This is a genomic window from Streptosporangium sp. NPDC002544 (assembly GCF_040295965.1).
Taxonomy (GTDB): domain Bacteria; phylum Actinomycetota; class Actinomycetes; order Streptosporangiales; family Streptosporangiaceae; genus Streptosporangium.
Window position 1 is genome coordinate 26989 of record NZ_JBEOWJ010000038.1, and the last position, 26097, is coordinate 53085.

The window sequence follows — 26097 nt, forward strand, 5'->3', positions numbered from 1 at the left end:
CGCGCGCTGACCTGGCGATTAATCGCCCTCATCCGGACCTCACCGGTCCGAGTGGGCAACATCGGACGACCCGCCGTGCTTGACCCGGGAGCAGAGAGGGCACTCCGCTGAAATACGGAGCGTCGAAAGGAACCACCTCATGACCCAGCGACAGCGAGTCGTCGTGATCGGAGGAGGGTTCGCGGGCTTCACCGCGGTTCGCACCCTTTCCAGGATCGCGAAGGGCGCGATCGAGATCGTCCTGATCAACCCGACCGACTACTTCCTCTACCTGCCGCTGCTGCCCGAGGTCGCGGCGGGGATCCTCGACCCGCGCAAGGTGGCGATCCCGTTGGCGGGAAACCACCCCGGCGTGCGGCATCTGCTCGCCACCGCGGGCACCGTCGACATCGAGGCGCGCCGCCTGAGGTGCACGGACACCGAGGGCAACCCCCGCGAGCTGAGCTACGACCGCCTGGTGATCGCGGTCGGCAGCGTCAACAAGCTGCTTCCCATACCCGGCGTCGCCGAGCACGCCCACGGTTTCCGCAGCATCGCCGAGGCCCTCTACCTGCGTGACCACCTGATCCGCCAGATCGAGCTCGCCGCCATCTCCGACGACCCCGAGGAGCGCAGGGCCCGGTGCACCTTCGTGGTCGTGGGCGCCGGATACACCGGTACCGAGGTGGCGGCTCAGGGCCAGCTGCTCACCCTCGACACCCGCAGGAGGCTGCCGGAGCTGCGTGACCAGCCGGTGCGCTGGCTCCTTGCCGACGTCGCCCCGCGCATCCTCCCCGAGCTCGACGAGCGCCTGTCGCGGACCGCGCACCGGACGCTGTCGGAGCGGGGCATGGAGATCCGCACCGGTACCAGCGTGGTCGAGGCGACGGCGGACGGTGTCCGGCTCTCCGACGGGGAGTTCGTGGCGACCCGGTCGCTGATCTGGTGCGTCGGCGTGCGCCCCGACCCGATGGTGGAGTCGCTGGGGCTGCCGACCGAGAAGGGGCGGCTGCTCGTCGACGAATACCTGCGGGTGCCGGGACACCCGGAGATCTACGCCTGCGGCGACGCGGCCGCGGTGCCGGACCTCACCCGCCCCGGCGAGTACACCGCGATGACCGCCCAGCACGCCGGCCGCCAGGGCAGACGTGCCGCCCACAACATCGCCGCCTCGTACGGTCGCGGACGGCTCCGGCCGTACCGGCACAACGACCTGGGGTTCGTCGTCGACCTGGGCGGGGCCGCCGCGGCCGCGAATCCGCTGGGCGTACCGCTGTCGGGCATGGTCGCCAAGGCGGTAGCCCGGGGTTACCACCTGCTGGCCGTCCCGCACGGCCGGGCGCGCATCGCCGGGAGCTGGCTGCTGGACCTCGTGCTGCCTCGCCAGACCGTCCAGCTGGGCATGGTCAGCGGCGCGGAGGTCCCGCTCACCTCCACCGTCCCCGAGCACCCACCCGGCGTGAGCGCCCCGGAGCCCGAGCCGGTGAAGCAGGCCTGAGCGGGTGAAGCGTAAAGGACGACGAGATCTTCGACCCTGCCGGCGACGCCTCACCGGGCCCGTCGACTTCGCTGCCGGCGCCCGCGTCCGCGCTGGCTCGATCCTCCCTTCGGGGGGAGTGGTGGCCGGGCGGTTCCGCAGGGGCGTACAGGGAAGGGTCACCCAGATGAACGACGTGTGGGATCTGGCGGTCGTCGGCGGTGGGCCCGCGGGGGCGGCGGCCGCGCTGCGCGCGAGGCAGCTCCGGCCCGACGCGCGGGTGCTCCTGCTCGATCGGGCCGACTTCCCCCGCGACAAGGCCTGTGGTGACGGCATCGCCGCCCACTGCCGTGACGAGCTCGCCCTGCTGGGCATCCCCGACCTCATCGCCGACTACCGGCCGACGCAGCGCCTGGCGGTGGTCTCCCCCGGCGGCGCGCGCGTCTCGGCCACCTCCGCCCGGCCCAACCACGTCGTTCCCCGCCGGGTCTTCGACGCCCGCCTCGTCGACGCCGCCCGTGCTCTCGGTGTCGAGGTCCGCCGCCACCACGTCCGCTCGCTCGCCGTCCTCGACGGCCACATCGTCCTCGACGGCACCCTCACCGCCCGCGCCGCCGTCGCCGCCGACGGGGCCAACTCGACGATGCGGCGCCTCATCGGCGTCTCCCCCGCTCCCGACAGGCACACCGCGATCGCCGTACGCGGCTACGCCGACGTGCCCGCCGACGACGACGTGCAGTCCATCTTCATGCAGCAGGACGGATGGCCCGCGTACGCGTGGTCGTTCCCCATCGGCGACGGCACCGCCAACGTCGGCTTCGGGATGCTCCTGCCCAGGCTGCGCGCCACCGGCCGGCCGGGCCGCGAGGTGCTGCACGGCCGGCTCGCCGAACTGCTGCCCCACCTGAGCGCCCGCGACCTGCGCGCCCACCACCTGCCCCTGTCCCCGGGGCGGCCGAGGCCGGGCTCGGGGCGGGTGCTGCTCGCCGGTGACGCCGCCGGTCTCATCAACCCGCTCACCGGCGAGGGCATCTACTACGCCCTGGTCTCCGGCCGCCTCGCCGGCGAGGCGGCCGTGCGGGCCGCCGCCGACCCGCTGCCCGCCTACCGGCGCGAGCTGAGGAAGGCACTCGGGCGGCACCTGCGCACCACGGACGTGCTCGCCCTCGCCGCCCAGTCGCCCGGCTTCATCGACGCGGCGATCGACACGGCCGCCCGCCGCAAGGAGGTGTTCGACCTGCTGGTCGACGTGGGTCTCGGCGCGGGCACCGTACCGCTCCCGCTGGCGCTGGCCGTGGTCCGCCGCTGGATCGCGAGCGGCGTCCGACGGCGCTGAACACCGCAGGCGCCCGCTCCCCAGACCACCTGAGAAGCACCGAACGGGTCAGGTCGCCTACCTCGCCGACGACGCCGATCCGCGCGTCGTGGTCCTCATCGGTTACGTGAGAATCACCGAACGGCTCAGGTTGCGTGGACTGTCCGGGTCGAGACCACGCGATCGGGACAACTCGACCGCCAGGCGCTGGGCCCGGACGAGGTCGGCCAGCGGGTCGAGTTCCGCGGCCGTGGTCAGGGCCCCGGTGCGGGTCAACTCCTCACGCAGTTCCTTCGGACCGCCGAAGAACCACACCAGGCTGTTCTCGTCGGCGATGCTGATCGGCCCGTGCCGGTACTCCATCGCGGGGTACGCCTCCGACCAGGCCAGGGCCGACTCCCTCAGCTTCAGTGCCGCCTCCTGGGCCAGGCCGTTGGTCCACCCGCTGCCCAGGAAGGTGAACTGCCGCCGGGAGAGCGCCCCCTCGGGGAGCGGCGCGGCGAGCGCGGCCTCGGCCTGCGCGGCCAGGTCAGCGGGAGCCTCCCCGAGGTGCGCGCGGAGCAGGGCGAGCCCGCTGGTGGCGAACCTGGTCTGCACCACGGAGCGCTCGTCGGCGAACTCCAGCGCGATCACCGTCTCCGCCAGGCCGGACACCGGGGTCGCGGGGTCGGCGGTGACGGCGACCGTCGGGATGTCCCCGGCCGCGCCGAGGGCGTGCAGCACCTCCGTGGTGGTCCCGGACCTGGTGATCGCCACCAGCCGGTCGTAGCGGCGCGCGGGCAGCTCGGAGGCGGCGAACGCGTCGGTCTCCCCCTGCCCCGACCGCTCGCGCAGGACCGCGTAGGCCTGTGCCATGTAGAGCGAGGTGCCGCAGCCGATCACGGCGACCCGCTCGCCCGCCTCCGGCAGGCCCGCCGGGCCCGCCGCGCCGAGCTCCAGCGCCCGCCGCCAGCACTCGGGCTGGCTGGCGATCTCCCGCAGGACGTGCTCCATGCGCGCCTCCCCATCGATGCTTGTTCATCTTCGCGACATGCCGTACACGAGCGGGCCCGGCGTACGCGGGCACGTCACGCCGGTGACCGTCGGAGGCGTCGCCGGGCCCGTGTCGCACCGGCCAACCGGAGCACCTTCGCCGACCACTGTGGATCATCGCATGCCGGTGCGGCCCCGGGGAAAGGGAGTGCGCGGAGGAACGGCGGGAGACCGGGACGCGGGATCCCGCCGTTCCTCGCAGGATCATCCGCCGGCGATCACCTTGTCCGAGCCCAGCGCCTCGGCGCGGGTCTTGAGGGTGGTACGGAGCGACGTGGCGTCGGCCTCTACCTTGGCGGTGTCGGCGCCCTCGTTCAGCCGGTAGGACTTCACGATGTCGTCGAGCAGCGTGGCGGCGGCCCCGCCTCCCAGGAGCTTCTGGTACAGGTTCCGGTACTGCTCCTCGTAGACCTTCTTGAAGGCGGGCGTCTTCAGGAACCTGTCCTTCAGCGCGTGGCCCATCCGCGGCCCGCCCATCGGGTTGCCCTGACGGGCGCCGTCCTTCTGACCGGCACCCTCCCGACCGGCACCGTCCTGCGGCTGACCGCTCCGCGTCGGCTGAACCTGCGGTTGCGGCCCCTGGGTCGGCTGAACCTGCGGCTGCCCGCTCCCGGTCGGCTGGGATTGGGACTGCGAGCCCTGGGCCGGCTGAGCCTGGGAGCCCGCCCCCCGCATCGGGCCGCCCCCGCCGAACCCCATGCCGATCGCGTCGTTCGGCCCCGCCTTGGCGTTGCCGTTGAAGGCGAAGTTGAGGTCCCAGGTGATGACGGTGAACTTCTTGCCGTCCAGGTCGTACCACAGGTAGTAGTTACGCCCGGGACCGCTCATGTCATCGAAGTTGACCATCAGGTTCTGCAGGACGAGATAGCGGGCGAAGGACTCCACGTCCACCCGGTCGGCCAGCCCTGCGGCGAACTCCTCGTCGGAGGCTTGCTCCACCCACTTGACCAGGTCGATGACCGGTTGCAGGTCCTTACCTCCCACCTTGTTGACCTGTTTGAAGTCGGTGCCGTAGGCGGTCTGGTCCTCCCCCTTGTAGCTGAAGCCACTTGAGGCGAGCGACTTGTACAGCACGCCGTCGCCGAGCCTCTCCGCGTATCCCTCGTCGAGATACTCCACCAGCAGACGTGGAGACGAGGAACGGCCGTTGACCGTGAACGAGCTGTAGGTGTACCGCTGGGTCGGCTCGCCGGCCGCGCCGACCAGCGAGATCGCCAGTGCCTCGTTCAGCAGGGTCGAGGACTGCCCGGTCGCGGGACGCACGGCCAGCTGCGAGTGCCCCTGGTAGCGGCGCCCCTCCACGAACTCGTCAAAGCTGATCAGCCAGGGCAGGTTCTCGGGTTCCTCCGCCTTGAGCGCGGTCATCGGACCACCCGGACCCCGCCCGGGTCCTGCCCCGCCACCACCCGCACCGCCGTCCGGCGGCTGGAAACCGTCCGGAGGCTGGAAATCCTCCGGCGGCTGGAAGCCTTCGGGGGGCTGAAAACCCTCCCGAGGCTGGAAGTTCCCCGGGCGCCCGCCGCCGGGGGCGCCGCCCCGCCCCCCGGTGCGGGACTTGCCGTTCCAGGTGAGCCCCATCAGCGTGGAGTTGCCCTTCAGCCGGATGCCCACGCTCGGCAGGGTGGTCCCGTCGATGACCAGATCGGCCTCTACGTACTTCTTCTCCCCCTCCTTGAAATACTCCTCCAGCATGTCCCGATAGGCCCCGTCCTTGAACGTGATCTGGACGCTGTGCGAGATCGCGGTGTCGAAGACGTCCTGGGTACCCGCGATGTCCTGGGTGACCGTCCGCGCCGCGCTGACCTGCCCGGTGGTCACGTAGGGCCGGATCGTCCCGGTGCCGAAGCCCGCACCCACCACCAGCAGGAACACGGCGAAGAGGGCGACCACCCTCCAGTGGTGCCGGAGCCTGACCGGAATCCGGTGCCGCAGCCGCGGCCGGTTCTTGGGAATGGTCACGGCGGCCTACAGGTCGGTCTGGTCGTACCCGGTCAGAACCGTAACCGGCTGGCCGCTGTTGCGCTCCCGCAGGGCCGAGATCAGGCTCGCGGGCTCGCCCCCCTTCTTGATCTTGACCGTGTACATCAGCTCGGTCAGCGCGCCACCGCGGATCGACTCCATGCTCACCAGTTCGAACTCGTCGGTGTGCCGGATCAGCACGTCCTGGATCGTGTGGGTGTAATCCTCGTCCGAGGGCACCTGGACCTTGACCACCTGGCGCTGGACGTTCAGGTGGAACCAGTTGAAACGATTCATGATCATGATGACCAGCGAGATCGCCACGGCGGCGACGGCGGCCAGAACGTAGAAGCGGGTGCCCACGGCCATGCCGACGGCCATCACCAGGAAGATGAAGCCGACATCCCGGGTCTCCTTGATCGCGTTTCGGAACCGGACCACGGAGAGTGCGCCGACCAGTGCGAACGCGCGCGCGATGTTGGAACCGACGACCAGCATGATCAGCGAGATGATCATGCCGAGGATGACCAGTGTCTGGACGTAGGACTGACTGTAGGAGACGTTGCGGTGCGTCGCCCGGTACACCCAGCCGATCATCACGCTGAGCACGAACGACAGCGACATCGCGATGGCGATGTCCATCACGCTGAAGGTGCCGGACAGGTCCTGAAAATCAAAGTTCATGGGGGTTACGCCTCCATCAGGCGGAGTGGGGGTCATGGTCGGGGACGTGGAAGATCGACCGAGGGGTCCGGCCGAAGGCCTCCACGCTCTGGCAGTACTTGGAGACCCGCACCACCTGCAGGTTCCGTTTGGCGGTCAGATCGGTGAGCCAGTAGGGAACCCGCTCGTTCGCCTTGACCTCGATGATCGATTTGGTGGGCGGGACGATGAACCGGTTCTGGGCGTCGGCACCGATGTGGAAGTCCCGGTCACGGCCCCGTACGCGCTGGTCGAAGGTGACCCGGAGGCCGACATCGGCGTCCCGGCCCACATAGGCGTGCCGCTGGTAGCCGGTCATCGCGGTGGCCCGCAGATCGAGCCGGCAGACCAGGTCCAGAACCTCCTCGACGAAGGGCCGCTCCGCCTCGGTGTGCTCGACCGGCTCACGCCCGTCGCACAACCGCAGCGCGTCGGCGTACGGCAGGCAGACCCGGCGCTTCTGGGTGACGCGGTTGACCCGCTGCTTGATCTCGACGAACACCGGGGTGTCTGCGGTGACCTTGAAACGGTCGCCGTAGTGCCTGATCCGCAACTTGCGCCGGAACTTCAGGCCCTCGATCTTCTCCCAGTAGAAGCGGAGCCCGCGGGTGTCGTAGTAGACACTCCAGATGCCGTACCCCTCGTCCCCGCTGTGCGCGTCCCGGTCGAGTCGCCGCTCCATCTCGCCCCGGAGCTCGTCCACCAGAGCGGTGTCGACCAGATACTTGATCTCGTAGCGGTTGAACGCGTGCAGCCTGCTCGGCGCACGCAGCGCGCGCCCGGCATCGGACACCCGCCCCTCCCCGCCACCGCCCCCGGGATCTGCGGGGCTGTCTGCGATCGCGGACGACCTGCGGAGTCTGCGCAGCATGTTGCTCCATTCGAGAGAGCGTCGGCGGACATGTCATGGTGCGAACCCGGGAGCGACGTGTCCGAGCCCCCGGCGTGGGACGCCCCGGACGCGCACGTCCCGTGAGCGGCGGTCCTCGTGGCGAGGCCGCCCGGCCGGAGCGCCCGGAACGGCGGCTCACGGACGTCAGGCCCGTCACCGGCGACCAGCGCCTTCACGGCGGCCGAACCGTTCATGACGTCGTTCTACGTGCCCTCGATGAGAGTCGTCTGAGAAGCGGGTCAACTTCCGTTCATTCAGCGGACGAACGGCAGTAACCCACCGTTAAGCACGGACCGCGAACGGGGCCGGGCCTCTCCCCTGACGGATACCCGATTGTCGCGTTTCATCGGAAAATTTCCGCCCATCACCCCAAAAAATTGTGACTCTAATTCACAATATGTTTCACTGTGTTGCAGCGCAGTAGCACCTCTCTACTTCCCCCATACCGAGGAGAGTGCGTTGAGTCAGCCCCCCAGCACCGAGTTCACCGGAAATCCCGATGTCGTCAGGCTGTCGGCGAGCCTGCTCGACCGCCGGGACGGCGACTGCGGAGACTTCGCGGCGGTCAAGGCTCGCCCGAAGCTGTGGCCGCGGGTCTCCGAGAGGCGTAGGTACGCGCCCTGGGAGACCTTTCCGCTCGGCCTGGTGATGGACGTGCTCAACGCTGTCGAGTTCGAGGGCGTCCCGATCGACGAGGCGCTGCCGAGGACCCTCGGAAACGCCCGCGACACCGTGCATCCGGGGGTCGCCAACTGGATCGAGCATGCCTGCCACACCTATCTGGAGGTCTCCGAGAGCCTGGCCGCCACACTCGCCTCCGAGGGGGTGGAGCTCCGGCCCGAGCATCGGCCGCGGATCGTCCAGGGCGGCCGGTCCCCCGCGGAGATGCGATCCCTCACCGTGTGGGGCCGGTGGTACGGCGCACCGGACGGTACGACGGTGGAGTTCCGGCGGATGCGCCTGCGCCGCCCCCTGGGCGGCACGGATATTCCGTCCACCCAGGCGATGGCGTACGTGGCGGCGGTCGGCAAGCAGGTGACGGACCCATCGGAGTTGCATCGCGCCATCCCCGTCCCGGTACGGCCCGTTCCCGTCCCCCGGCGAGTGCGGGTGGTCGAGGTCGGGTTGACCACCGGCACGGACCGGGTCCTTGTCGACACGACGGACCTGGAGGAGATCCGCGGCGCCTACACCTCGAACGTCAGACCCGCGACGGCCCGGCTGCTGGCCGGTGGCGACCGGACCCCGGGGCGGGACTGTGCCGAGTGCAAGGCACGGGCCTCCTGCGGGGACCTCGCGCACGCGCCAGGCCTGCTCGGCCTCGACGACCGGGGCACGCACCGGCGGACATGGTCGATCACGACATCCCGGTACTACCAGGTCTGCCCGGCACAGGCTCACCTGCGAGAGCTCCGGCTGCCCGGCGACTGGGAGACGAGCCCGGCGGCCGAGCGCGGCCAGCACGTGCACGCGTGGCTTGAGGCCGCACACGGCCGGGGAAGGGCCTGCGTTCCCGCGGACCTGCCGGAGGTGGACGCCGATGACTGCGGCCTCGCCGACGAGTTGATGGAGCGCCAGGAGTACCACCGGGCCCGGCCGTACCTGCTCCGGCATCTGGCGGTATGCCCGCTGCGCGGCCCGGACGAGGTCACCGAGGTCAGACCCGAGCCGAAGATCGCCGCGTACGACGCGCGGGCCGATGTGATGGTGCTCGCCCACCCGGATCTCCTCCGCCGGGTGGGCGGACGCCTCGTCTACCGCGAGCAGAAGACGTCGGCCGTACCGCGCGGCATCACCGCGGGAAACGCGCTGGAGATGGTCCCCCAGCTCGCCCTGGCGGTCCGCCTGATCGCCGCCGGCGTCTTCGGGGACACCGACGGGCTGGTCGAGTTGGAGCAGCTCACCCCGGACTCCGCCGAGGTGCTCACCTTCGACGCGACCGACCCGGCGACCGTCTCGACCGCTCAGGCGGTCATCCTTGACCGGATCCGGCCCTGGCATCGCGATGTCGCCTTCCGTGCCACCCCGGGAGCCTGGTGCCGGTTCTGCCCGGTTTCCCGCTGGTGCCCGAGTGCCTCCGACACCCCCGCACACGTCACGGACGGGCTCGCCTTCGACCCCCGCACCGGGGAGATCCTGGCAAGCCCCGGCCGGTTGGACAGTCGCGTCGAGGCGATCGCGGCCACCCTCGCCGACCCCGAACCCGACGACGAACCTCCGTTCTGAGCCGCTGGAGAGCAACGCCAGGAGGCCCCTGGGGCGTGTCCTGTGGATCTCCCTGTCGCGGGGAGATCCACAGGACACGCCCCAGCGAGCGAGCAGGTCGATCACGCCCGTGGTGCCCTCATCGCCGTGGCCGTCAGCGAGGCGGCACTCCATCAGGGCCATGGCGACCGCGTGGAGGCCGGGGGCGTACGTCTGCGGAATCGACGAGGCGATACGGGATTACGAGCCGTAGTGGCTCCCCACGCCGGCGGTCCCGCCGCACACCCCGTCCCCGGGCGTCACCGGTCGTCGAGTCGTTTCCTGGCCTGTGCCTCCCGCATGGCGTCCTCGATGCCGGCCTCCCGGGAGGCGTCGGCCATGCCCCGCCGTACCACGAGATCCTGACGGTGCGCGTCCAGGTCGTCGCGGTTGCGGCGGCGCCGCTTGGTCCGGCGCAGTTGGGTGTCGTGCGCGTCCGCCCGGTCGGACAGCAGCACCGCCAGCCGGAGGTCGTACATGGTCGGGCGGCTGAGCAGCTTGGTCAGCACCGGTGAGCAGTCGATCAGCAGGAACAGCAGGGTCAGGAAGATGTGCCCGAGCAGCACCGCCGGCTTCTCCGCCGAGAGTACGTTCAGCGTCTCGATCTTCTTCAGTAGGTCCGGCCTGGACGGACGGTTGCGCTGCTGCCGGGCGACCTCCTTCTCGGCCGCGGCGACCACGGCGGCGTCGTAGTCCTTGCCGGAGTCACGCGCGGTGTCGGTGAGCCGCCCGATCTCCTCGTTCAGCGCGGCGCGCCTGGCGTACATCTGCTGGATGCCGCTGCTCCGCTCGTAGTCTTCGGCCTCCCGGGTCAGCCGCGCGCATCGCGGTCCCTCCCCTACCAGGCCGGAGAACCCGCTCTCCGAGCCGCCCGCGCCCGCGCACTCCAGCCTGGCCAGCCGCTGTTTTCCGGTCCAGATGCCCTCGGTCCGCTTGATCGTGGTCTCCAGGCGGCCCAGCTCGCGCTGCTTGGTCGTCAGTGAGCCGGTGTCGTTCGGGGCGGCGACGGGCAGCCGGTAGTTCTCGCAGGCGATCGAGACGGTTCCGGGGGCCCCGGCGGGCGAATGGCAGGACAGGTACGCGCTGAGCAGGTCCTTGTCCGCCTTCTGCTGGTCCTCCCCGATCCGCTGGACGATGGTGGGCTCGAACACCCTGATGGTCAGCGGCTCCGCGATGATCACACCGACCACGGCCGAGATGAGGAGACGGGGGAGCAGCAGCCGCCTGCGGCCCCGCCCGGTCACCCCGTTGAGGCTGATGACCAGCCAGGAGTCGAGGATGCCGATGAGCACGCCCCACACCAGGGCCAGGCTGGCGATCACCGGCCAGGGGGCGTCGAAGACGTCGAAGACGGCGTATCCCATCGACACGGCCGCCATCGCCGCGGTGGCCACGACGAGCGCGCCCTGCCGGGTGTACTTGGGCCGCTCCTCCGGAACCCTGTCCATGAGGTCCTCGTCCACCCCGACCACCGCGCGCAGGATCCTGCCCGCGCCCCTGCCGCGACCGCGGCCGGGGCCGGACGGCGGGATGTCGATCGGGCCCGTGACGGGATCGGCCGTGTCAATCGCCAAAGTCGTCCACCGCCAGTCCCTCGTGGTCCTCCGGCTCCGGCCGCCGGGGCCGGTCCCGCGGCACCTCCGCGTCACCGGCGCCGGTCTCTGTCCCGCCCCGCTGCAGCGCGGCCCGCTCCCCGGTCCCGTCCGGGGCGCGGCCGATCGGCCGGCGGTTGGCGGTGATGTCGCTCATCAGCTGCTTCATGAACTGGTCGAGCGGCATGTCGCTCCCATGGCCCTGCTGGGTCAGCAGGCGCAGCACCTCCAGCTGCGCCTCGGCCTCGCGGTCCTCCAACTCGACCTTCCGGTGCCACTCCCGGTCCGCCCGCTCCAACCGCCACGCCCGTTCCCGGGTCTGCTGCTCCCGGTCGGCCAGCTCCCTCGTCTCCTGGGCCGCCTGCTGCGCCCTGAACCTCTCCGCGCTCTCCTCGTGCCGCCGCCGCCGCTCGCCGTCGGACCTGGCGAGCTGCTCGGACGCGGTCAGCTCGCCTTGTACGCGGGCCATCGCCTCCAGCTTCTCCGGGCCGTCCAGTCCCCTGCTCAGCGCCTCCACCTCCTCCAGGTCGAATGCACGCTGGCGGCGGTCGCGCAGCCTGCGCTGCGCGTCGTCCTCGTGCTGCCGCTCCCAGGTGAAGCGCTCCTCATCGACCTGCCGTTCCCGGCCGGCGCGCGTCCTGTCGTCCTCCAGCTCACGCTTGAGGGGTTCCAGGCGTCGCGTGTTCTCCAGCCGGGCCTCCTCCAGTTCGAGCTCCAGGCGCTCGATGTACTGGCGGTCCCTGATCCGCTCCTCCTCGGCCCGCAGCACCTGCTCCCGCTCCTTGCGCGCCTTCTCCTCCTGCCGCCGCTCCTCGCGGAGCTCGTCGGGCGTCAGCAGTTCGAGGCCGCTCAGTTCGAGGTACATGCCGGGCACCACCAGCGGCCTGATCCGGCAGTAGTCGGAGAGCGCGGCCAGCGCGTCGTCCTTGGCCGCCACGGCCCGCGTCACCTCGAAGGCCGCGCCCGCCCGCTGGAGCGTCTGGCATCCGGCGATGTACACCTCCAGCCGTCTCCGCATGTCCTCCGGGCCCGCCTCGACCACGCGCACCGGGTCTCTGACGGTGCACAGGAAGGCGGCCCTGACCGTGAACTCGTCCACCCCGTCGGAGGGGATGCGCAGCTCCGCGGTCACCGGCCGGTCCTGCGTGGTGTCCACGACGCAGTAGCTGGTGGCGTTGTCGAGGTCCTCCTGCCCGCGCCGCCCGCCGTCGTCGGCCCTGACCAGCCGGTCGCCGACCCGCAGGACCACCACCTCGCGGGGCAGGGGGCTCGGGACCGCGTTCGGCTCGCGCCGGTCGCCGCGGCGCAGGAACCTCCGCCGCCTGGTGACCGGTTCGAGCCGGTCCTGGCTGATTATCGGATATGTGACTGTCATCGACGCTCCGGGAGGGCAACAGGCGCCGGTGGCCTGAAGACGTTGAGCAGGATGGAGAGCAGGAGGCGGCCGGTGTCCCCACCGGCCCTTCTGCGGATCACGTAACGCTCGAACCCGGCGCGGAACGGCTCGCGCTCGTGCTCCGGCAGCGCCTCGTGCAACGCGTCGCCGATCATCCTGAGATGCTCCTCGGGCGTACGGCCGGCCGTGCCGACGGCGCACAGCAGGTCGTAGAGGACGCCGAACGCGGCGGAGCGCACGGGCCGGTGGCACAGCGCCACGGCCCACAGGGCCGCCATGTCCGGCAGGTCCTCGGCACGTGCCAGCAGGTGACGGGCCGCGGCGGGGTGGTCGCCGCTCACCCCGAACACCGCCATGACCAGGAGCAGCGTCTTCAGGATGCGCTCCCGCCGGTCGGCCGTCTGCCTGTGCGCGAGCCGTCTGCCGAGGTCGGCGAGGATCGCTCTGGCGTCGGCCGGAGCGACCTCCACGAGCAGGGCGTACAGCTGCGCGAGGGCCACCTGGGCCTCCCCCGGCTCGGGTTCCGTCGTGACGAGGTGCCACAGCCACTTCGTCGCGTCGGCCGGGTAGCGGACGCCCATCTCACCGGCGAAGGCCAGGCAGGCCGCCTGCCTGCGTGCCGGGTTGTTGCTGCGCGCCCACCGGATGGCCGTCCGCACCGCCATCGCGGCGATGGGGTCGTGGGCGCTCATCCACCACACCACCTTCGGCGCGGTCACCCAGGCCCGCGCCCCGTAGGCGCCTTCCGACCAGGGTTGCAGGAATCTCTCGCGAACCGTGTCGAAATGTCCGTAACTCGCGAGGATCGCCAGCCCCCGGGCGATCTGCATGCGGGTCTCGACGTCGGCGATCTGGACGGTCTCGTGCAACCAGGCGAAGACCGGCTCCCAGAAGCGCTCGCCGAACTGCAGGCTCAGCTCGGCCCCGACCCGCTCGTGCACGGCGGGCGACCTGAACACCAGGCATCGCCGCGGCGGACCCGGCACGTCCAGGTCCATGTCGGTGATCCGCTCCTCGACCTTGATGATGGAACGCGCGTCGCGGCGGGGCCGCCGCCCGTCCAGCAGCCGCCGCGCGGGACGCGGCGCCCCCTGGTCACCGGCCCCCTCCTGCTCGGGAGCGGGGACACCGGCGGTGAGCCTGGCCAGATGCGCCTCGAAGCGCTGCTCCGGCATGCCTTCGAGGAACAGCAGGGCGGCGGCCTCCAGCACCTCCTCGTCGGTGCGGCGCTCGTCGTCGAGCCAGCTTTCGATCTGCTCGGCCGCCCCCATGCCGGTACGGCCGAGCGCGTCCTCCAGTCCGGAGCCGGCGACGAGGTGCTCGGCGAGCCGGACCACGTCGCTCAGCGGCGTCGTCTCCCCTAGCCGTTCGGCCGCCGGCTCGGCCAGCTCGGCGGGCACTCCGTGCGCGGTGAGGACCGCCACCGTCCCCGGACGCTCCCAGCGGAAGTGCGGCACGGCCGCGGACCGGGGGTCTCCCAAGGCGGCCCGGCTGGTGATCACCAGCCAGGCTCCGGCCTCCTGGACGCGCAGGGCGAGTCTGCCGAGCACGAAGTCCGCCGCCTCGGTCTGAAGGTCACCGGCGGACAGTCCGCACAGCAGATAGCCGTTGCCCTCCCGGTAGACCTGGTCGGCGGCGAGCTTGTCCAGCGTCTCGGCGGGTGAGAGCGCCACCAGGGAGCGGGGGGCGGCGGCGTGCAGCATGTTGATCGCCGCGGTGCGGCGGCCGGTGCCGCCCTCGCCGTACAGCACGACCACGCGGTGGGCGCGCAGGCCGGCCAGCGCCCGGGTGTGGAGGGCGGGAACGGCGTAGCGCCCCAACGCGGAGGCGATCTCCACGGCGGGGACGGGGCCGGTCATCCGGCGGCTTGCGGCCTTGGCGACGGGCTCGCCTCCGGCGTTCGCGACGCCGAGCGTCGAGCCGCCGGTGAGGAGCACCGGCCCGAAGAAGCGGTTGAAGACCTGCTGGTCCTGGCGGAGCCCCTGCTGGTCCTGCCCGTACTCCCGCCGGGCCTCCCCCGCCCCCTCGGGGGTTTCGTCCGAGCTCTTCGCGGTGGCCGGCGCCGGCCCGTCGACGGCGGTCAAGGCCGCCTCGGGCCGTTACTGATGCCGATCGTGCCCCCTCGCACGACGACTTTGTCGTTGAACACGTTGGAGACGGCCTGCTCGGCATGGAACTCCTGGATCAGGCGGGCGGCCGAGGCGTCCGCCGCGAGTTCGAGAAGGGTCCGGTAGAGCTCCTCCCTGTTCTCCGGCTCCTCGTTCTGGCCCCTGCCGGAGCGGTGGGCGCGGATGCGGTTCCAGAGGGCGAACAACCCCCTGGCGGCGCTCTCCGTACCCATCGCGCCGGCTCGTTCGAGGCCACCGGTGGACACCGCGCTCCACAGGGTGTCGGCGACCTCGGGCAGGTTGGCAGCGCTCATGTCGATCCTTGCGGTGGTCAGCGGTTGTTGGAGATTCCGATGACGGAGCCGTCGGCTTGGACGGTCTCCCAGAACTGGTTGACGACGACCTGCCGCGGGGCGGCGCCCCTCGGGTCGGCGGGTCCGGCGTCGGCCGGGCCCTCGACCGCCGCTCGGGGGACGTGGATCCACGCCGACTGCTCGAACTCCTTGTGCCTGACCATCACCTGCCGGAAGTCGTCCCCCGCGTAGGTGGTCAGGCCGTACTCGACGGTGTCCTCGTAGACGCGCTGGGAGACCATGAGCGCCAGGTTGGCGTCGGGCGTCGCCTGGAGGGCCTCGTGCAGCACGGCCGAATCCAGCATGCGGCTGACCTCCACGACGGCCTTGCCCGCTATGCCGTTGGCAGCGGGGCTGGTCATTCCGAAATGGACGGCGACCCGGAGTCGAAGTCTGAGCGAGGGATCCGTCCCCTCGTTGTGGCGTCCCAGAAGAACGTTGAGATGGCGCACGAAATCGTCCACCACCTGCGGCTCGGAGCCGTCGTCGGGGATGACGGCGAGCTCGCCGTCGCCCGACGGCTGTCTGAGCCAGGTGTCCCTGTCGAGGCGCGCGCATGCCGCGGCCTCGCTCACGAGCTGCAGGAAAGCGCCCTGTACGGCGAACTGGCGAGAGGAGTCCCCCTTGCCGTAGCCTGCGACGTCGGCGCCCAGAAGCAGTCCCCGTCTGTTCAATCTGTTCATTGCGAATGATCCTCCGTCAAGCGGCAGAGGCGCGAAGTGGGGACAGTTTGCCATGGCTAAGATCCCCAGATGCCTGATTCGTACGGCATTCACGAGAGATATCGCAGCGAATTTCCCGACAAAATCTCCCATTCTCCTCATTCGCCATGAAAGCCGCGGAGAAGCAGCGGGTCGAAGACGATGATCTGCCGGTAGCCGACGCTCACGAGCCCTCTGCCCTTCAACGTCCGCAGAGCCTTGCCGACCGCGTCCTCACGCGCCCCGATGAGCTGCCCCAGCTCGTAGTGGGTCAGACCGATGCCGAGGTCGTGGCCGCCCCCTGGGCGTCGCTGACCGTGCCGCTCCACGAGCTGGGCCAGGACATGGGCGAGGCGGGCCGTCACGCCGTGCTGGGCGATCTCCAGCCGGTGGTGGTTGGCGGAGGACAGCCGGTCAGCGATCATCCGCGTGACAGCGGACCACGCGACCGGGTTGCGGTCGAGGAAGGCCCGGAACACCTCACCGGGGATGGCCCGCGTCAACGTGGGCGAGCAGGCCACCACGGTGGCCGAGCGCGGCCGGTTCGACAGCGGCGCGAGCTCGCCGACCAGGTCACCGCTCACCCTGATGCCGAGAAGGGTCTCCCCGCCGTCGGGCAGCGCGGCGACCACCTTGACGCACGCGGGACGCGAGACACGGGTGGACTGGAGAAGGTGGACGACATGGTCGCGGTCGTCACCCTGCCGGATCAGGATCTCGCCGACCGCGTACCGCCTGACGCCGCCGAGCGCCAGCAGGTCCGTGACGACGTTCGGAGGGAGCCGGTCCAAGAGCGTGTTCGCGGGCCAGGCCCCGCGCGATGACTGTACGGACACGGACACCGAGTCTCGCACGCGAGGACCGCCCCGGACCGCGTCCGCGGAGGCGGCCCATGGGTTCCGTCGCGCCCACGGCCGCGCCCGCCGGGTCGGCTCCCGTGTGTTCAAGCGCGGCCCGCAGGTGAGGTCGTCCCTCCGAGCGCGGAACGACACCGGCACCGCCTGGCGACAGGATGCCGAGCCCCGATCATCGGCTCCCACCGCTCGCGCTCGCGGATTTTCAGACCGAACCGTCCCCGCCCGAGGGGCGAGCCGTTTACCTCAAGGGGTGACCTCAGGTCAAGTGTCCGGAGAACCGGGGGAAGCTCAGCTGACTAACGCCGGGCGCCATCTGCCGAACGGCATCTGGTCCACCTCCCGGCCGGGAGGCTTGACGCATGAAATCCTTCACTCTGGAGTCGCAACGCGGTGCGAGTGTCAGCCACAGCGCGGGCCTGCCGTACATCTGCAACCCGGCCACAGGTGCCGTTAGGCACATTCACCGGCAGCCGCCGGTTGCTCCGTACGCTCCTCGTACGTGATCATGGGCATCCGGCTGCCATCGATGGCACACCCCGGAACGCAAAACGACCTGCGTTTCCGCAGGTCGCTGCCGGATTTCCCCTGGTAGATCGCTGGTGCCCCCGAGGGGATTCTCGAGGTCACTCCGCCGCGGGGTCGTGGCGACGGAGGATGTGGCCGCGCCCGGGGATGTGGTGTCCCGCGAACTCACCGTGCCGCCATCGCCGTCGAGCTCCTCCGCAACGACGATCCCTTGGGCGTCCTTACCGTGAGATGGGACGAACGGCGAGGCGGACTCCCAGGTGGGTATGCATGCCGAGCAGCCACGCCGCGCTGACGTACACCGAGACGGTCGAGCCGCCGAAGATCTGGGCCACCATGGTCACCGGGAACCACATGCCCGCCAGCAGCGGCAGCCACCGCAGCGCTCCCTGGTAGCGGCCCTTGACCGCGAGGACGATGCCCAGGACCAGCATGCCGAGCTGACTGAACGGCCAGCAGGCGTCCAGGATCATCAGCGGCAGCGGGAAATCGTCGTGGGTGGCGTAGCCGAAGGACAGCGCGTTGAGCAGGAACGCGCCGGGGAGCAGCACAAGCAGGCCGGCCGGGATGATCCGGGCCCACCCGTCACCGGCGCCGCGGGTGGCCAGCACCGTCCAGACGAAGGCGAACAGGCCCACGACGAACAGCATCCCGGTGATGGTGTCGAGGGTCTGGATGCCTTCCTCGATCTTGTCCCCGACGATGACGATGCCGGCCGCCCAGGCGGCGGCCCCGACGGCCAGGAGCAGTCCGGCGATCCGGATCCACACCGGGTCCGCGGTGCGTTGGATCGCGACGGGCTCGTTGGGATTGACGTTGCTGGGCACGATGCGACTGGACATTGTGGTGTTCCTCCGTTGCTTGTCGGTGGCAACACGATCTCGGCCGTGCGTCCCGGGCGCCCAGGGAGCGCGGCCACGCGCGCGGTCCCGAGTTGGCCCGGCGTGACCGGGCCAGGCGTCCCGGGGCGGCGGGGACACCGCTCCCAGGCACGCGGACGGGCTGCGTGACACCGTGAGCGACCGTGTCCTCGGAGAGACGCGGCGGTGCGCGGCTCCACGAGATGGTCAAGCAGGCCGGCTGGCACCAACGTCAAGCTAGGCGACCTGTCCGAGTGGGGCGCCTGCCAGACGGGCCTGGTCCCGACCGAGGAGTAGCTCCACAGCTCTCGCTGTACGGCTCGCGCTCAACTCTGAGCGCGAGCCGTATGCTGCCGACATCGCTTGCGTTTATTTCGTTTGTTGCGGATACTGCGAGAAGGAGGTACGGCGATGACAGATGTGCAGGCCAAGCGAGTACAGCCCGGAAGCATCGATGCTGAGATGGCTGGCCGTGCCGTGCGCCGCATCAAGGACTACCTCATGCGATCTCACGAGCAGCCAGTCATCCGTGTCGTCGGCGAACATGATGCAGAGGACCCGCTGATCTTGCCTCGGGAAGCCGTAAGTCTGCTCGCCTTCATTCTCGCCCAGGCGGCCGAAGGGAGGGGAGTGACAGTCATCCCCTCTCACGCCGAGCTGACGACACAGCAGGCGGCGGACATGCTGAACGTCTCGCGTCCCTACCTGATCAAGCTACTGGAGGAGGGAGAGATCCCCTTCCGCCTGGTTGGTAAGCACAGGCGCGTCACATACGAGGACCTTCAGGAGTACAAGCGCCGCGATGACGCCAGGCGTCGTACGGCTGCCGATCAACTTGCCGCGCTAGGCCAGGAGCTAGGCATCTGAGCATGAGCTTTGTGGTGGTCTATGACGCGAATGTGTTCTATGGCAACACGCTTCGCGACCTGCTCATCCGCCTGGTCATGACGGGACGGCTCCAGGCCAAGTGGACCAGCAGGATTCTCGACGAAATGCAGCGTAACCTTGCCGCCAATCGTCCAGACATTCCAGAGGAGAAGCTGGGCAAGCTTCGCCTGCTCATGAACTCCGCAGTCCGAGACTGCCTGGTCGAGGGGTACGAACCCCTTGTCGAAGGGCTGAAGCTACCCGACCCGGATGACCGGCATGTGCTTGCTGCGGCGATCAAAGTAGGAGCACAGGTCATCGTCACGTCAAATCTCAGGGACTTTCCTTCGGAACACTTGGCGCCCTGGGAGATCGAGGCCAAGTCTCCCGATGACTTCGTGCTGGACCAGATCGAGCTCGATGGACGAGTGATCTGGGCCTGTGTTCAGCAGATCGCGGACTCGCGGGTGAACCCGCCGGAGGCCGTAGACGATGTGCTCGACGCTTTGGAGAAAGCAGGTCTGGTCGAGTCGGTCGCCGCCCTCCGAGCTGGTTAGCGGGTCGTCGAGGCTGAGGTGACAGTGAGAATGATTTGCTGCCTGAAGCGAACCGCTACCACCAGCAAGACCTGTTCAGGTGCCGAACGGCTACTGCGGTGTCGGCGGACCGGCGACGCGATGACCATGCGAAATGAACGGAGGGTGGCTCGGCCGCCCCCACCGCGCCATACGATGCGATCCGGTCGGCCGGCCCCTGTGGGGCCGGCGTCGACCAACGCTCACTCACCCGTGCGCGGGCGCCGCCCGTACGAGGCCGAGAGCACGCCGGTCACCGGCCGAGGCCGGCCTCGCGGGCCTGGATGATGGCCTGGGCGCGGTCGGCGACCTGAAGCTTGGCGAAAACGCTGGACACGTTGTTACGTACCGTCTTGGGCGCCAGCGACAGCCGCTCGGCGATCATCCGGTTGGACAGGCCGGCCGCGATCAGGTCGAGTATCTCCCGTTCCCGAACGGTGAGCTGGGGGAACGGCCCCTCCCGGACCGGACGGGCTACGGCCAGCCGGGCGAAGTAGCGCGTCACCCGCCCCGCGAGTGCCGGCCCGAAGATCACCTCCCCGCTGGCCACCGCCATGATGGCGCGCAGGATCTCCGTCTGCTCAGCCCCCTTGAGCAGGTAGCCGCGAGCGCCGGCGAGCATGGCGGCGAAGACGCTCTCGTCATCCTCGTGCATCGTGAGCACCAGCACGTGCGTGTCCGGGCAGGTGGCGACGATCCGCTCGGTGGCCTGCACACCGTCCATCCTGGGCATCCTCAGGTCCATCACCACAACCTGAGGGCGCAGCCGGACGGCCTCGGCGACGGCCTCCTCCCCGTCCGCGGCGATCCCCACCACCTCGGCCTGGTCAGTCGAGGCGAGCATCATGCGCAGACCGTCCCGGTACACGGGATGATCGTCGGCGATCAGCACCCGCGGCGTCACGAGGGGGTCACGGTCCCGACGGGCAGGACGGCATGGACCTGGGTTCCGCCACCGCGGCCGACCCCGACCGCGCACTGGCCGCCCAGTTCCTCCGCGCGCTCACGCATGCCGACCAAACCCACCCCGACCACGGCGCCCGGAAGGACCCCGCGCCCATCGTCGGTCACCTCGACCTCCAGCTCGTTCCCCGCCACGGCGACACGCACGTGGCAGGTGTCCGCGCCCGCGTGCCGGGTGACGTTGGTCAGCGCCTCGCAGACGATCCGGTACGCCGCCACCTCGCTCGCGGCGGACAATCCCGTCAGGTCCCCCTCCACCTCCACCCGCACGGCGAGCCCATCGCCACGGAACCGGGCGGCCTCCTGCCGCAGCGCCCCGGCCAGGCCGAACTGATCCAGAGCCGGCGGCCGCAGATCGTGCACGAGCCGCCGCACGTCCCCCAACATCGTGGCAAGATCCTTCCTCACCTGGTCCAGCGCCTCCCGGGCGGTGCCGGGATCCCGGGTCAGCAGGTTGTGCGCCGCCTCCACCTTCAGCGCGGCGGCGGCCAGCGTGGGCCCCAGCCCGTCGTGCAGGTCCCGGCGCAGCCTGCGCCGCTCCTCGGCCACGCCGGTGACCAGACGCTCGCGGCTGTGCTGCAGTTCCTCGGTCAGCGCGGTCGCCCGCACAGCCGCGGCGGCCTGCCGCACCACGTCGGCCAGCAGCCGCTGGTCGGATTCGTCCGGCCGCGCACCCGCGCGCGGCACCAGGACAAGCCGCCCGATCGGCGCGTCGCGGTAGGCGAACGGCAGCACCACGACGGCCTCGCCGGGGGTGCCGTGCTCCACCACGACGGTCTTCCCGTCCGCCCGGTCCAGTTCGACCCGCACGTACGGCGAGCGGAACACCCCCGACACCGCTTTCGCCACCTGCAGCAACAGCTCCTCCGGCCGCACGGACTCCTCAAGCCGCCGGGCGAGGGCCGAGACCACCTCGTACGGCTCCGTCCGCCCCATCAGCCCCCGGTTCACCCACCGCCGGACCCGCTCCCGCAGCGGTGCGTAGACCACCCCGACCAGGACCGCCGCCAGGACCGCCGCCACCGGCTCGTCGATGATCGCCCCCAGGCTCACGAAGACCGGCACGTCGATCGCCACGACGGCGACCGCGAGCCCGCCGTACAGGAGGGTCCAGCCGAGCACCGGATCAATGTCATAAAGCCGGTACCGACTCACCGCCACCACGACCGCCGCTGCGACCGCCACCAGGGCGACGACGAACGACAGGTCCTGCGGCAGCCCGTCCAGCACGGCGGAGGCCAGGATCAGTGCCGCGTTCAGCAGCGCCGCCATCAGCATCCAGCGAAGCTGCGCCCGCCGAACACCCGCCGAGCCCCGGAACCGCCAGGCGAAGGCCAGCACCGACACCAGCAGGCTCACCACCAGCAGCGCCGGCACCGCCGCCAGCGCCGAGTGCCACACCGCATCCGGGAGTGGCGGGAACGGCAGGTCGAGTCCCGGCCAATTCATGCCCGGCGATTCGATCCGCCACGGGACGGCGAGGAACACCGCGACCGCCAGGCCCGTCGCCCCCAGCGACAGCCACGCGGCCCATCGCCACCGCGGTGATGGCAGCCGCCCATCAGGAAAGAACAGCAGCACCAGCAGCGGGAGCAGGTTCAGCAGCGGCCCCAGCCGCGCCCCGGCGTAGACCGCGGCCGGGGTCAGCGGCAGCGCACCACCGTGGCGGGTCAGCGACAGCACCGCGTACGCGGCGGCCAGGCCGTTCACCGCGGCGACGACGCCTCCGGCGATGAGCAGCCAGGTCATGAGGTGGCGGGGCAGGCGCACCGCCAGCACGATCCCGGCGATCGCGAGGGCCACGCCGGGCACCGTCGAGGACCACACCGCCCAGTCCAGTGGCTCGGGCCGCGTCACCGCCCCGGTCGCCATGTCAAGCCAGGTGGCGACCCCGCATGCCACGACGCAGAGCGCGACGAGAGCCGACGCCCCAACCGCCAGGCGCCGATCCACGGCAGAGACACCGCCGGGGGCGGGCCCCGGCGGGGCCGGGACGCGACCGGCGGGAAAGGAGTCGGACACGTCGCTCAGAGTGCCACACGGCGTGCCCCGCCTACCCGGGAGTGGTGTCCCGTCCCGTCCGGGACACACCCTGGCCTGGAGCGGGCATAGCCGGGGCTTGCCGGCCTCGGAGCCTTGGGACACGCCGACAGGCCGGGCTTCGCATCCCACCCACCGTGGACCAGAGCTCCTGATCGTTCGCCGGGGACGGCAGGAGCCGGTGGCCCGCAGGCAGTCCGTCCCCACCGCCCGGAACCACACCGCCTGCCAGCAGTCCGAGCGTGTCTCGGTAACGCTACTGGGGTGTTGTCAGCGAGGCGCTTCGGAAGGATGCAACGCGCATACCAGTTGTCAGGGATTCCCTGACGAGCTAAATTGTCAGGGAATCCCTGACACCTTAGGAGTGCGCTGTGACACCGCCCGACACCCCGGCCGAACTCGCTCGGTGTTCCTTCTGCGGCAAGCCGGACACCAAGGTCGACAGGCTGGTCGCCGGCCCTGGAGTGCATATCTGCAACGAGTGCGTGGCGCTCGCCGCGTCGATCATCGACGGGAGCCTCGGCAATCCCCCGGGACCGCGCGTGCCCGTCTGGGAGTCGTTGACGGACGGGGAGATGCTGAGCCACATTCCGCGCGTCGCCGCGCACATCGACCAGGCCGAGGCCGACCTGCGCTCGTGGGTGCAGGAACTGCGCCGACGCGGCGTCACCTGGATCAAGATCGGCGAAGCTCTCGGCATCACCCGCCAGTCCGCATGGGAGCGGTTCTCCGGCGAGAAGTGACACGACCCTGGGCAATCCACCCGCATCTCGTGGTCTTCTATGCGAGATGATCCCGCTATGCGTGGCGGGGGTGGGCTGTTCGAGGCGGGGCCGGTCGAGACGAAGCGGCCAGGTGCTTCGTATTCACGGTAAGCGCGAAACCGAATCTCCCGCACTCGTCGTTCCCTCAAGGTCGAGCACTTCGCATCGTGCCATGCGCGTGTGGCCCTTACCGTCCTCGCCGATCCGCCCGATCGGCACAAGCTGTCAAGTTCCTTGCGGACGGGCCCGGTCACCACCCGGACGAACGCCCTGGGAGTGTCGCCTCGACAGGCGATTCAACGTTCACTAGAAAGGATCAAAGCCAGGACCTGGGAGAATTCCAGGGAATTCAGATGGCCTTCCACACATACGGGTCGATCGGCTGTGGAATCGGGGCTCGGATGAACCCACTCACTACGAGCTGGCCCCGGTACGTCTCCTTCATACCGGCCGCCATGATCGTCGTCGGCACCGTCCTCAACGTGCTGTCCCCGCGCTACTACTGGGGCGACTACCTGCTGGGCGCCGCGGTCGTGACAGCAGGGGCGCTGCTCTCGCTCCGGCACACCTTCGCGGTCGCAGCGGCCATCGTCCTGATCCAGCTGGCGTTGTTGATCAAGGATGGTTACTTCGGTCATGTCGTCGGCACGCTCTCATTGATCAGCGCGGTGTTCACCGCGCTCGTCGGCCTCGGGGTGAACCGCGTGGTCACCAGCCACAGCCGCCGGCTGGAAGTGGTGCGTTCCGTCGCCGAGGCCGCCCAGCGTGCCGTGCTGCCCGCCCCGCCGGCGCGTATCGGCCCGCTGGCCGTCGCCGCGCTCTACAAGGCCGCGCAGATCGAGGCACTGATCGGCGGAGACGCCTACGCCGTGCAGGAGACCCCGTACGGCACCAGGCTGCTGATCGCAGACGTGCGAGGCAAGGGCCTGGGCGCGGTCGGCACGGTGGCCGTACTGCTGGGCGCATTCCGGGAGGCGGCGGACCAGGCGGCCGACCTCGTACTGCTGGCCGAGCGTATGGAGCGCGCGCTGGTCAAAGAGGCCGCGTCCCGCGAGGAGAGCATCCGCATGGAGGGGTTCGTCACAGCGGTGCTCGGCGAGATCACACCGGACGCGGACAGTGTGCGGCTGCTGAACTGCGGCCACCCCCCGCCGTACCTTCTTGAGGGTGACACGGTGTCCTCGCTGGATCCCGGCGAGCCGAGTCTTCCCCTGGGCATGAGCGGCCTGGGCGTGCTGCGGGCAGAGCCGGAAAGCCGGCCGTTCCCGACCGGGAGCACGCTCCTGCTGGTCACCGATGGAGTGACGGAGGCCCGGGGGCCTTACGGCACTTTCTACGACCCGGTGAGCGGGCTCGCCGGCCGGGGTTCGTTCCGGCGGCCAGGGGAGGTGGTCGAGGCCCTGGTACGCGATGTCGAGCGCTGGACCGGCGGCTCGCACGATGACGACATGGCGATTCTGGCGATCACCCGGTACACCGGCGGGCTACGTTGAGCCATCCGGACACCACCGACGATCCCCAGATGGTCAACGGGCAGGGGCGCGGGCGAGAAGGTCCATGACCGGTCCACCACCAGCGAGCGCCAACGAGAACGGGCGGGACTCCATGAGACTGGAGACCCGCCCGTTCCTACGTCGTTCGCCCTGGCCGACGGCTAGATCCGCTGGTCAGGACTGTGTGCCCCCTGCAAGATTCGAACTTGCGCTCCCGGCTCCGGAGGCCGGTGCTCTATCCCCTGAGCTAAGGGGGCCAACGCGTCATTACATTACCAGCATCCTGGGGTTAACCGACACTCACTACGGAGAGCGAACGATCTTTGGAGAGGATTCGGGGGCGGAGAGTCATCCGGCGGGCCGGCTCGGGGAGGGGCGGACGGCACCCCGATAGCGGGAGAGGTAGTAGGCCGAGGCGGCGAAGTCGGTCGTCCTGACGACGCCGCCGGCTCCCGGGGCGTGGACCATGACGCCGTCCTTCAGGTAGAGGCCCACGTGGGTGGGGTCCTTGGCACCCCCGCCGAAGAAGACCAGGTCTCCCGGGCGGAGCTGCGAGAACGGCACCCGGCGGCCCTGCCTGAACTGGGTTCCGGTGTAGTGGGTGAGCCTGACCCCGGCCCTGGACCAGGCGTGCAGGGCGAGCCCGGAGCAGTCGAAGCCCCCGCCGGTCGGGCCGGCGCTCGAACCGCCGCCCCAGACGTACGGCCTGCCGACCTGACGGAGCGCCACGACCGCCGCGATCTGTCCCGGCGAGGGCGCGCCGCGTCCACGGGAGACCGCCGCCTGCCCGCGTGCGGACGCTGCCCGCCCCCTGGATGGGGCTTTCCGTCCGGGTGAGGACGCCGCCCATCCGCCGGATGGCGTTCTCCTCCCGCGTGGTGGGCGCTGTGACCGCTCGGCGAGCGCTCGCCAGGATTCCGGCCGGGAGGAGCTCCGCTTCGCGGAAGGAGCGGAAGCGGAACTCGAACCGACGGGAGGATCTACCGAAGCGCCGGCGAGAGAGCCTGCGGCAGCACCGGCAGGGGAAACCGGAGGGGTGGCGAGCCGGCGGGAGTGGTCGTCTCCCGGAGGGCCGTCGCTTCCCGGCCATTCGTCATGCTCGCCCTGGAAGTGGGCCTTCAGTCCGCCATCAGGACTGTGCGGGGCGCCTGTCCACTCACCGTCCGTCCCCGAGAGGTCCATCGGCCATCCGCCGCCCGGATCCGAGAAGGCCGTCGACCGGTTACCGTCTGTGTCCGGGAGGGCGGCACCGGGCGGCGTCGACGCGGGGCGGTCTGTCAAGGTGGCTCCGGTATCCGGGAGAACGGTGCGCCGAGCCCCGCAGACGGCGGTGAGGGTGACGCGGACCTCCTCCGGCAGCCGGCGCAGGGCCGTCGTGGAGAGAAGGCCGGCCCAGGCGCCGC

At 70.4% G+C, this 26097-nt stretch carries 21 protein-coding genes and 1 tRNA gene; 7 read left to right on the forward strand and 15 right to left on the reverse strand.

Annotation, left to right across the window (positions count from 1 at the left end; genetic code table 11):
• The first annotated feature begins 139 nt into the window (after positions 1–139).
• Together ABT061_RS40000 and ABT061_RS40005 are read left to right on the forward strand one after the other, a co-directional pair.
• Complete coding sequence (locus ABT061_RS40000; protein ID WP_350928048.1) at positions 140–1477, forward strand: NAD(P)/FAD-dependent oxidoreductase; 1338 nt, start codon at positions 140–142, stop codon at positions 1475–1477.
• Between the two features lie 166 nt (positions 1478–1643).
• Positions 1644–2792 (forward strand): NAD(P)/FAD-dependent oxidoreductase, encoded by a 1149-nt coding sequence (locus tag ABT061_RS40005; protein ID WP_350928050.1) that lies wholly within the window; start codon positions 1644–1646, stop codon positions 2790–2792.
• Between the two features lie 102 nt (positions 2793–2894).
• Here ABT061_RS40005 and ABT061_RS40010 read toward each other — a convergent pair whose 3' ends face one another.
• The 4 genes from ABT061_RS40010 to ABT061_RS40025 all read right to left on the reverse strand — a co-directional run bounded on the left by ABT061_RS40010 (position 2895) and on the right by ABT061_RS40025 (position 7335).
• A complete protein-coding gene (locus ABT061_RS40010) occupies positions 2895–3764 on the reverse strand; it encodes an SIS domain-containing protein (protein ID WP_350928052.1) in 870 nt (289 codons plus the stop codon).
• A 243-nt stretch (positions 3765–4007) separates the two neighbouring features.
• Complete coding sequence (locus ABT061_RS40015; RefSeq protein ID WP_350928054.1) at positions 4008–5762, reverse strand: CotH kinase family protein; 1755 nt, start codon at positions 5760–5762, stop codon at positions 4008–4010.
• 6 nt (positions 5763–5768) lie between these two features.
• The gene (locus tag ABT061_RS40020) at positions 5769–6446 is read right to left on the reverse strand and encodes a DUF4956 domain-containing protein (protein WP_350928056.1); all 678 of its coding nucleotides are present in this window, start codon (positions 6444–6446) and stop codon (positions 5769–5771) included.
• 16 nt (positions 6447–6462) lie between these two features.
• The gene (locus ABT061_RS40025) at positions 6463–7335 is read right to left on the reverse strand and encodes a polyphosphate polymerase domain-containing protein (protein ID WP_350928058.1); all 873 of its coding nucleotides are present in this window, start codon (positions 7333–7335) and stop codon (positions 6463–6465) included.
• 480 nt (positions 7336–7815) lie between these two features.
• Here ABT061_RS40025 and ABT061_RS40030 point away from each other — a divergent pair, with 480 nt between their 5' ends.
• Positions 7816–9582 carry a PD-(D/E)XK nuclease family protein gene (locus ABT061_RS40030; RefSeq protein WP_350928060.1) on the forward strand — a complete coding sequence of 589 codons (1767 nt, stop codon included), beginning with the start codon at positions 7816–7818 and terminating at the stop codon, positions 9580–9582.
• A gap of 278 nt (positions 9583–9860) precedes the next feature.
• Here ABT061_RS40030 and ABT061_RS40035 read toward each other — a convergent pair whose 3' ends face one another.
• The 7 genes from ABT061_RS40035 to ABT061_RS40065 all read right to left on the reverse strand — a co-directional run bounded on the left by ABT061_RS40035 (position 9861) and on the right by ABT061_RS40065 (position 17974).
• Positions 9861–11174 (reverse strand): DUF4407 domain-containing protein, encoded by a 1314-nt coding sequence (locus ABT061_RS40035; protein WP_350928062.1) that lies wholly within the window; start codon positions 11172–11174, stop codon positions 9861–9863.
• Complete coding sequence (locus ABT061_RS40040) at positions 11164–12567, reverse strand: hypothetical protein (protein ID WP_350928064.1); 1404 nt, start codon at positions 12565–12567, stop codon at positions 11164–11166. The genes ABT061_RS40035 and ABT061_RS40040 overlap by 11 nt, the downstream gene beginning before the upstream one ends.
• Positions 12564–14672 (reverse strand): hypothetical protein, encoded by a 2109-nt coding sequence (locus tag ABT061_RS40045; protein WP_350928066.1) that lies wholly within the window; start codon positions 14670–14672, stop codon positions 12564–12566. Before ABT061_RS40045 ends, ABT061_RS40040 begins: the two co-directional genes overlap by 4 nt.
• Positions 14669–15010, reverse strand: a complete 342-nt coding sequence (locus ABT061_RS40050) for a hypothetical protein (protein ID WP_350928068.1) — start codon at positions 15008–15010, stop codon at positions 14669–14671. Before ABT061_RS40050 ends, ABT061_RS40045 begins: the two co-directional genes overlap by 4 nt.
• A 17-nt stretch (positions 15011–15027) precedes the next feature.
• Entirely contained in the window at positions 15028–15732 is a 705-nt protein-coding gene (locus tag ABT061_RS40055) for a hypothetical protein (protein WP_350928070.1), read from the reverse strand.
• A 137-nt stretch (positions 15733–15869) separates the two neighbouring features.
• The gene (locus tag ABT061_RS40060; protein WP_350928072.1) at positions 15870–16586 is read right to left on the reverse strand and encodes a Crp/Fnr family transcriptional regulator; all 717 of its coding nucleotides are present in this window, start codon (positions 16584–16586) and stop codon (positions 15870–15872) included.
• 767 nt (positions 16587–17353) lie between these two features.
• The gene (locus ABT061_RS40065; RefSeq protein ID WP_350928074.1) at positions 17354–17974 is read right to left on the reverse strand and encodes a hypothetical protein; all 621 of its coding nucleotides are present in this window, start codon (positions 17972–17974) and stop codon (positions 17354–17356) included.
• Between the two features lie 429 nt (positions 17975–18403).
• Here ABT061_RS40065 and ABT061_RS40070 point away from each other — a divergent pair, with 429 nt between their 5' ends.
• Together ABT061_RS40070 and ABT061_RS40075 are read left to right on the forward strand one after the other, a co-directional pair.
• A complete protein-coding gene (locus ABT061_RS40070; RefSeq protein WP_350928076.1) occupies positions 18404–18859 on the forward strand; it encodes a helix-turn-helix domain-containing protein in 456 nt (151 codons plus the stop codon).
• 2 nt (positions 18860–18861) lie between these two features.
• A complete protein-coding gene (locus ABT061_RS40075; RefSeq protein ID WP_350928078.1) occupies positions 18862–19416 on the forward strand; it encodes a PIN domain-containing protein in 555 nt (184 codons plus the stop codon).
• A 271-nt stretch (positions 19417–19687) separates the two neighbouring features.
• Here ABT061_RS40075 and ABT061_RS40080 read toward each other — a convergent pair whose 3' ends face one another.
• Together ABT061_RS40080 and ABT061_RS40085 are read right to left on the reverse strand one after the other, a co-directional pair.
• Positions 19688–20338, reverse strand: coding sequence for a response regulator transcription factor (locus tag ABT061_RS40080; protein WP_350928080.1), 651 nt, complete (start codon positions 20336–20338; stop codon positions 19688–19690).
• Complete coding sequence (locus tag ABT061_RS40085; protein WP_350928082.1) at positions 20335–22419, reverse strand: sensor histidine kinase; 2085 nt, start codon at positions 22417–22419, stop codon at positions 20335–20337. The genes ABT061_RS40080 and ABT061_RS40085 overlap by 4 nt, the downstream gene beginning before the upstream one ends.
• 389 nt (positions 22420–22808) lie before the next feature.
• Between ABT061_RS40085 and ABT061_RS40090 the strand changes: the two genes are divergently transcribed.
• Together ABT061_RS40090 and ABT061_RS40095 are read left to right on the forward strand one after the other, a co-directional pair.
• Positions 22809–23180: a ClpX C4-type zinc finger protein gene (locus tag ABT061_RS40090; RefSeq protein ID WP_350928084.1), complete on the forward strand. Its 372-nt coding sequence runs from the start codon at positions 22809–22811 to the stop codon at positions 23178–23180.
• Between the two features lie 422 nt (positions 23181–23602).
• The gene (locus tag ABT061_RS40095) at positions 23603–24694 is read left to right on the forward strand and encodes a PP2C family protein-serine/threonine phosphatase (RefSeq protein ID WP_350928086.1); all 1092 of its coding nucleotides are present in this window, start codon (positions 23603–23605) and stop codon (positions 24692–24694) included.
• Between the two features lie 185 nt (positions 24695–24879).
• Here ABT061_RS40095 and ABT061_RS40100 read toward each other — a convergent pair.
• Both ABT061_RS40100 and ABT061_RS40105 read right to left on the reverse strand, forming a co-directional pair.
• Positions 24880–24951 (reverse strand) — tRNA-Arg (locus ABT061_RS40100).
• A 91-nt stretch (positions 24952–25042) separates the two neighbouring features.
• Complete coding sequence (locus tag ABT061_RS40105; protein ID WP_350928088.1) at positions 25043–25423, reverse strand: C40 family peptidase; 381 nt, start codon at positions 25421–25423, stop codon at positions 25043–25045.
• Between the last annotated feature and the right edge of the window lie 674 nt (positions 25424–26097).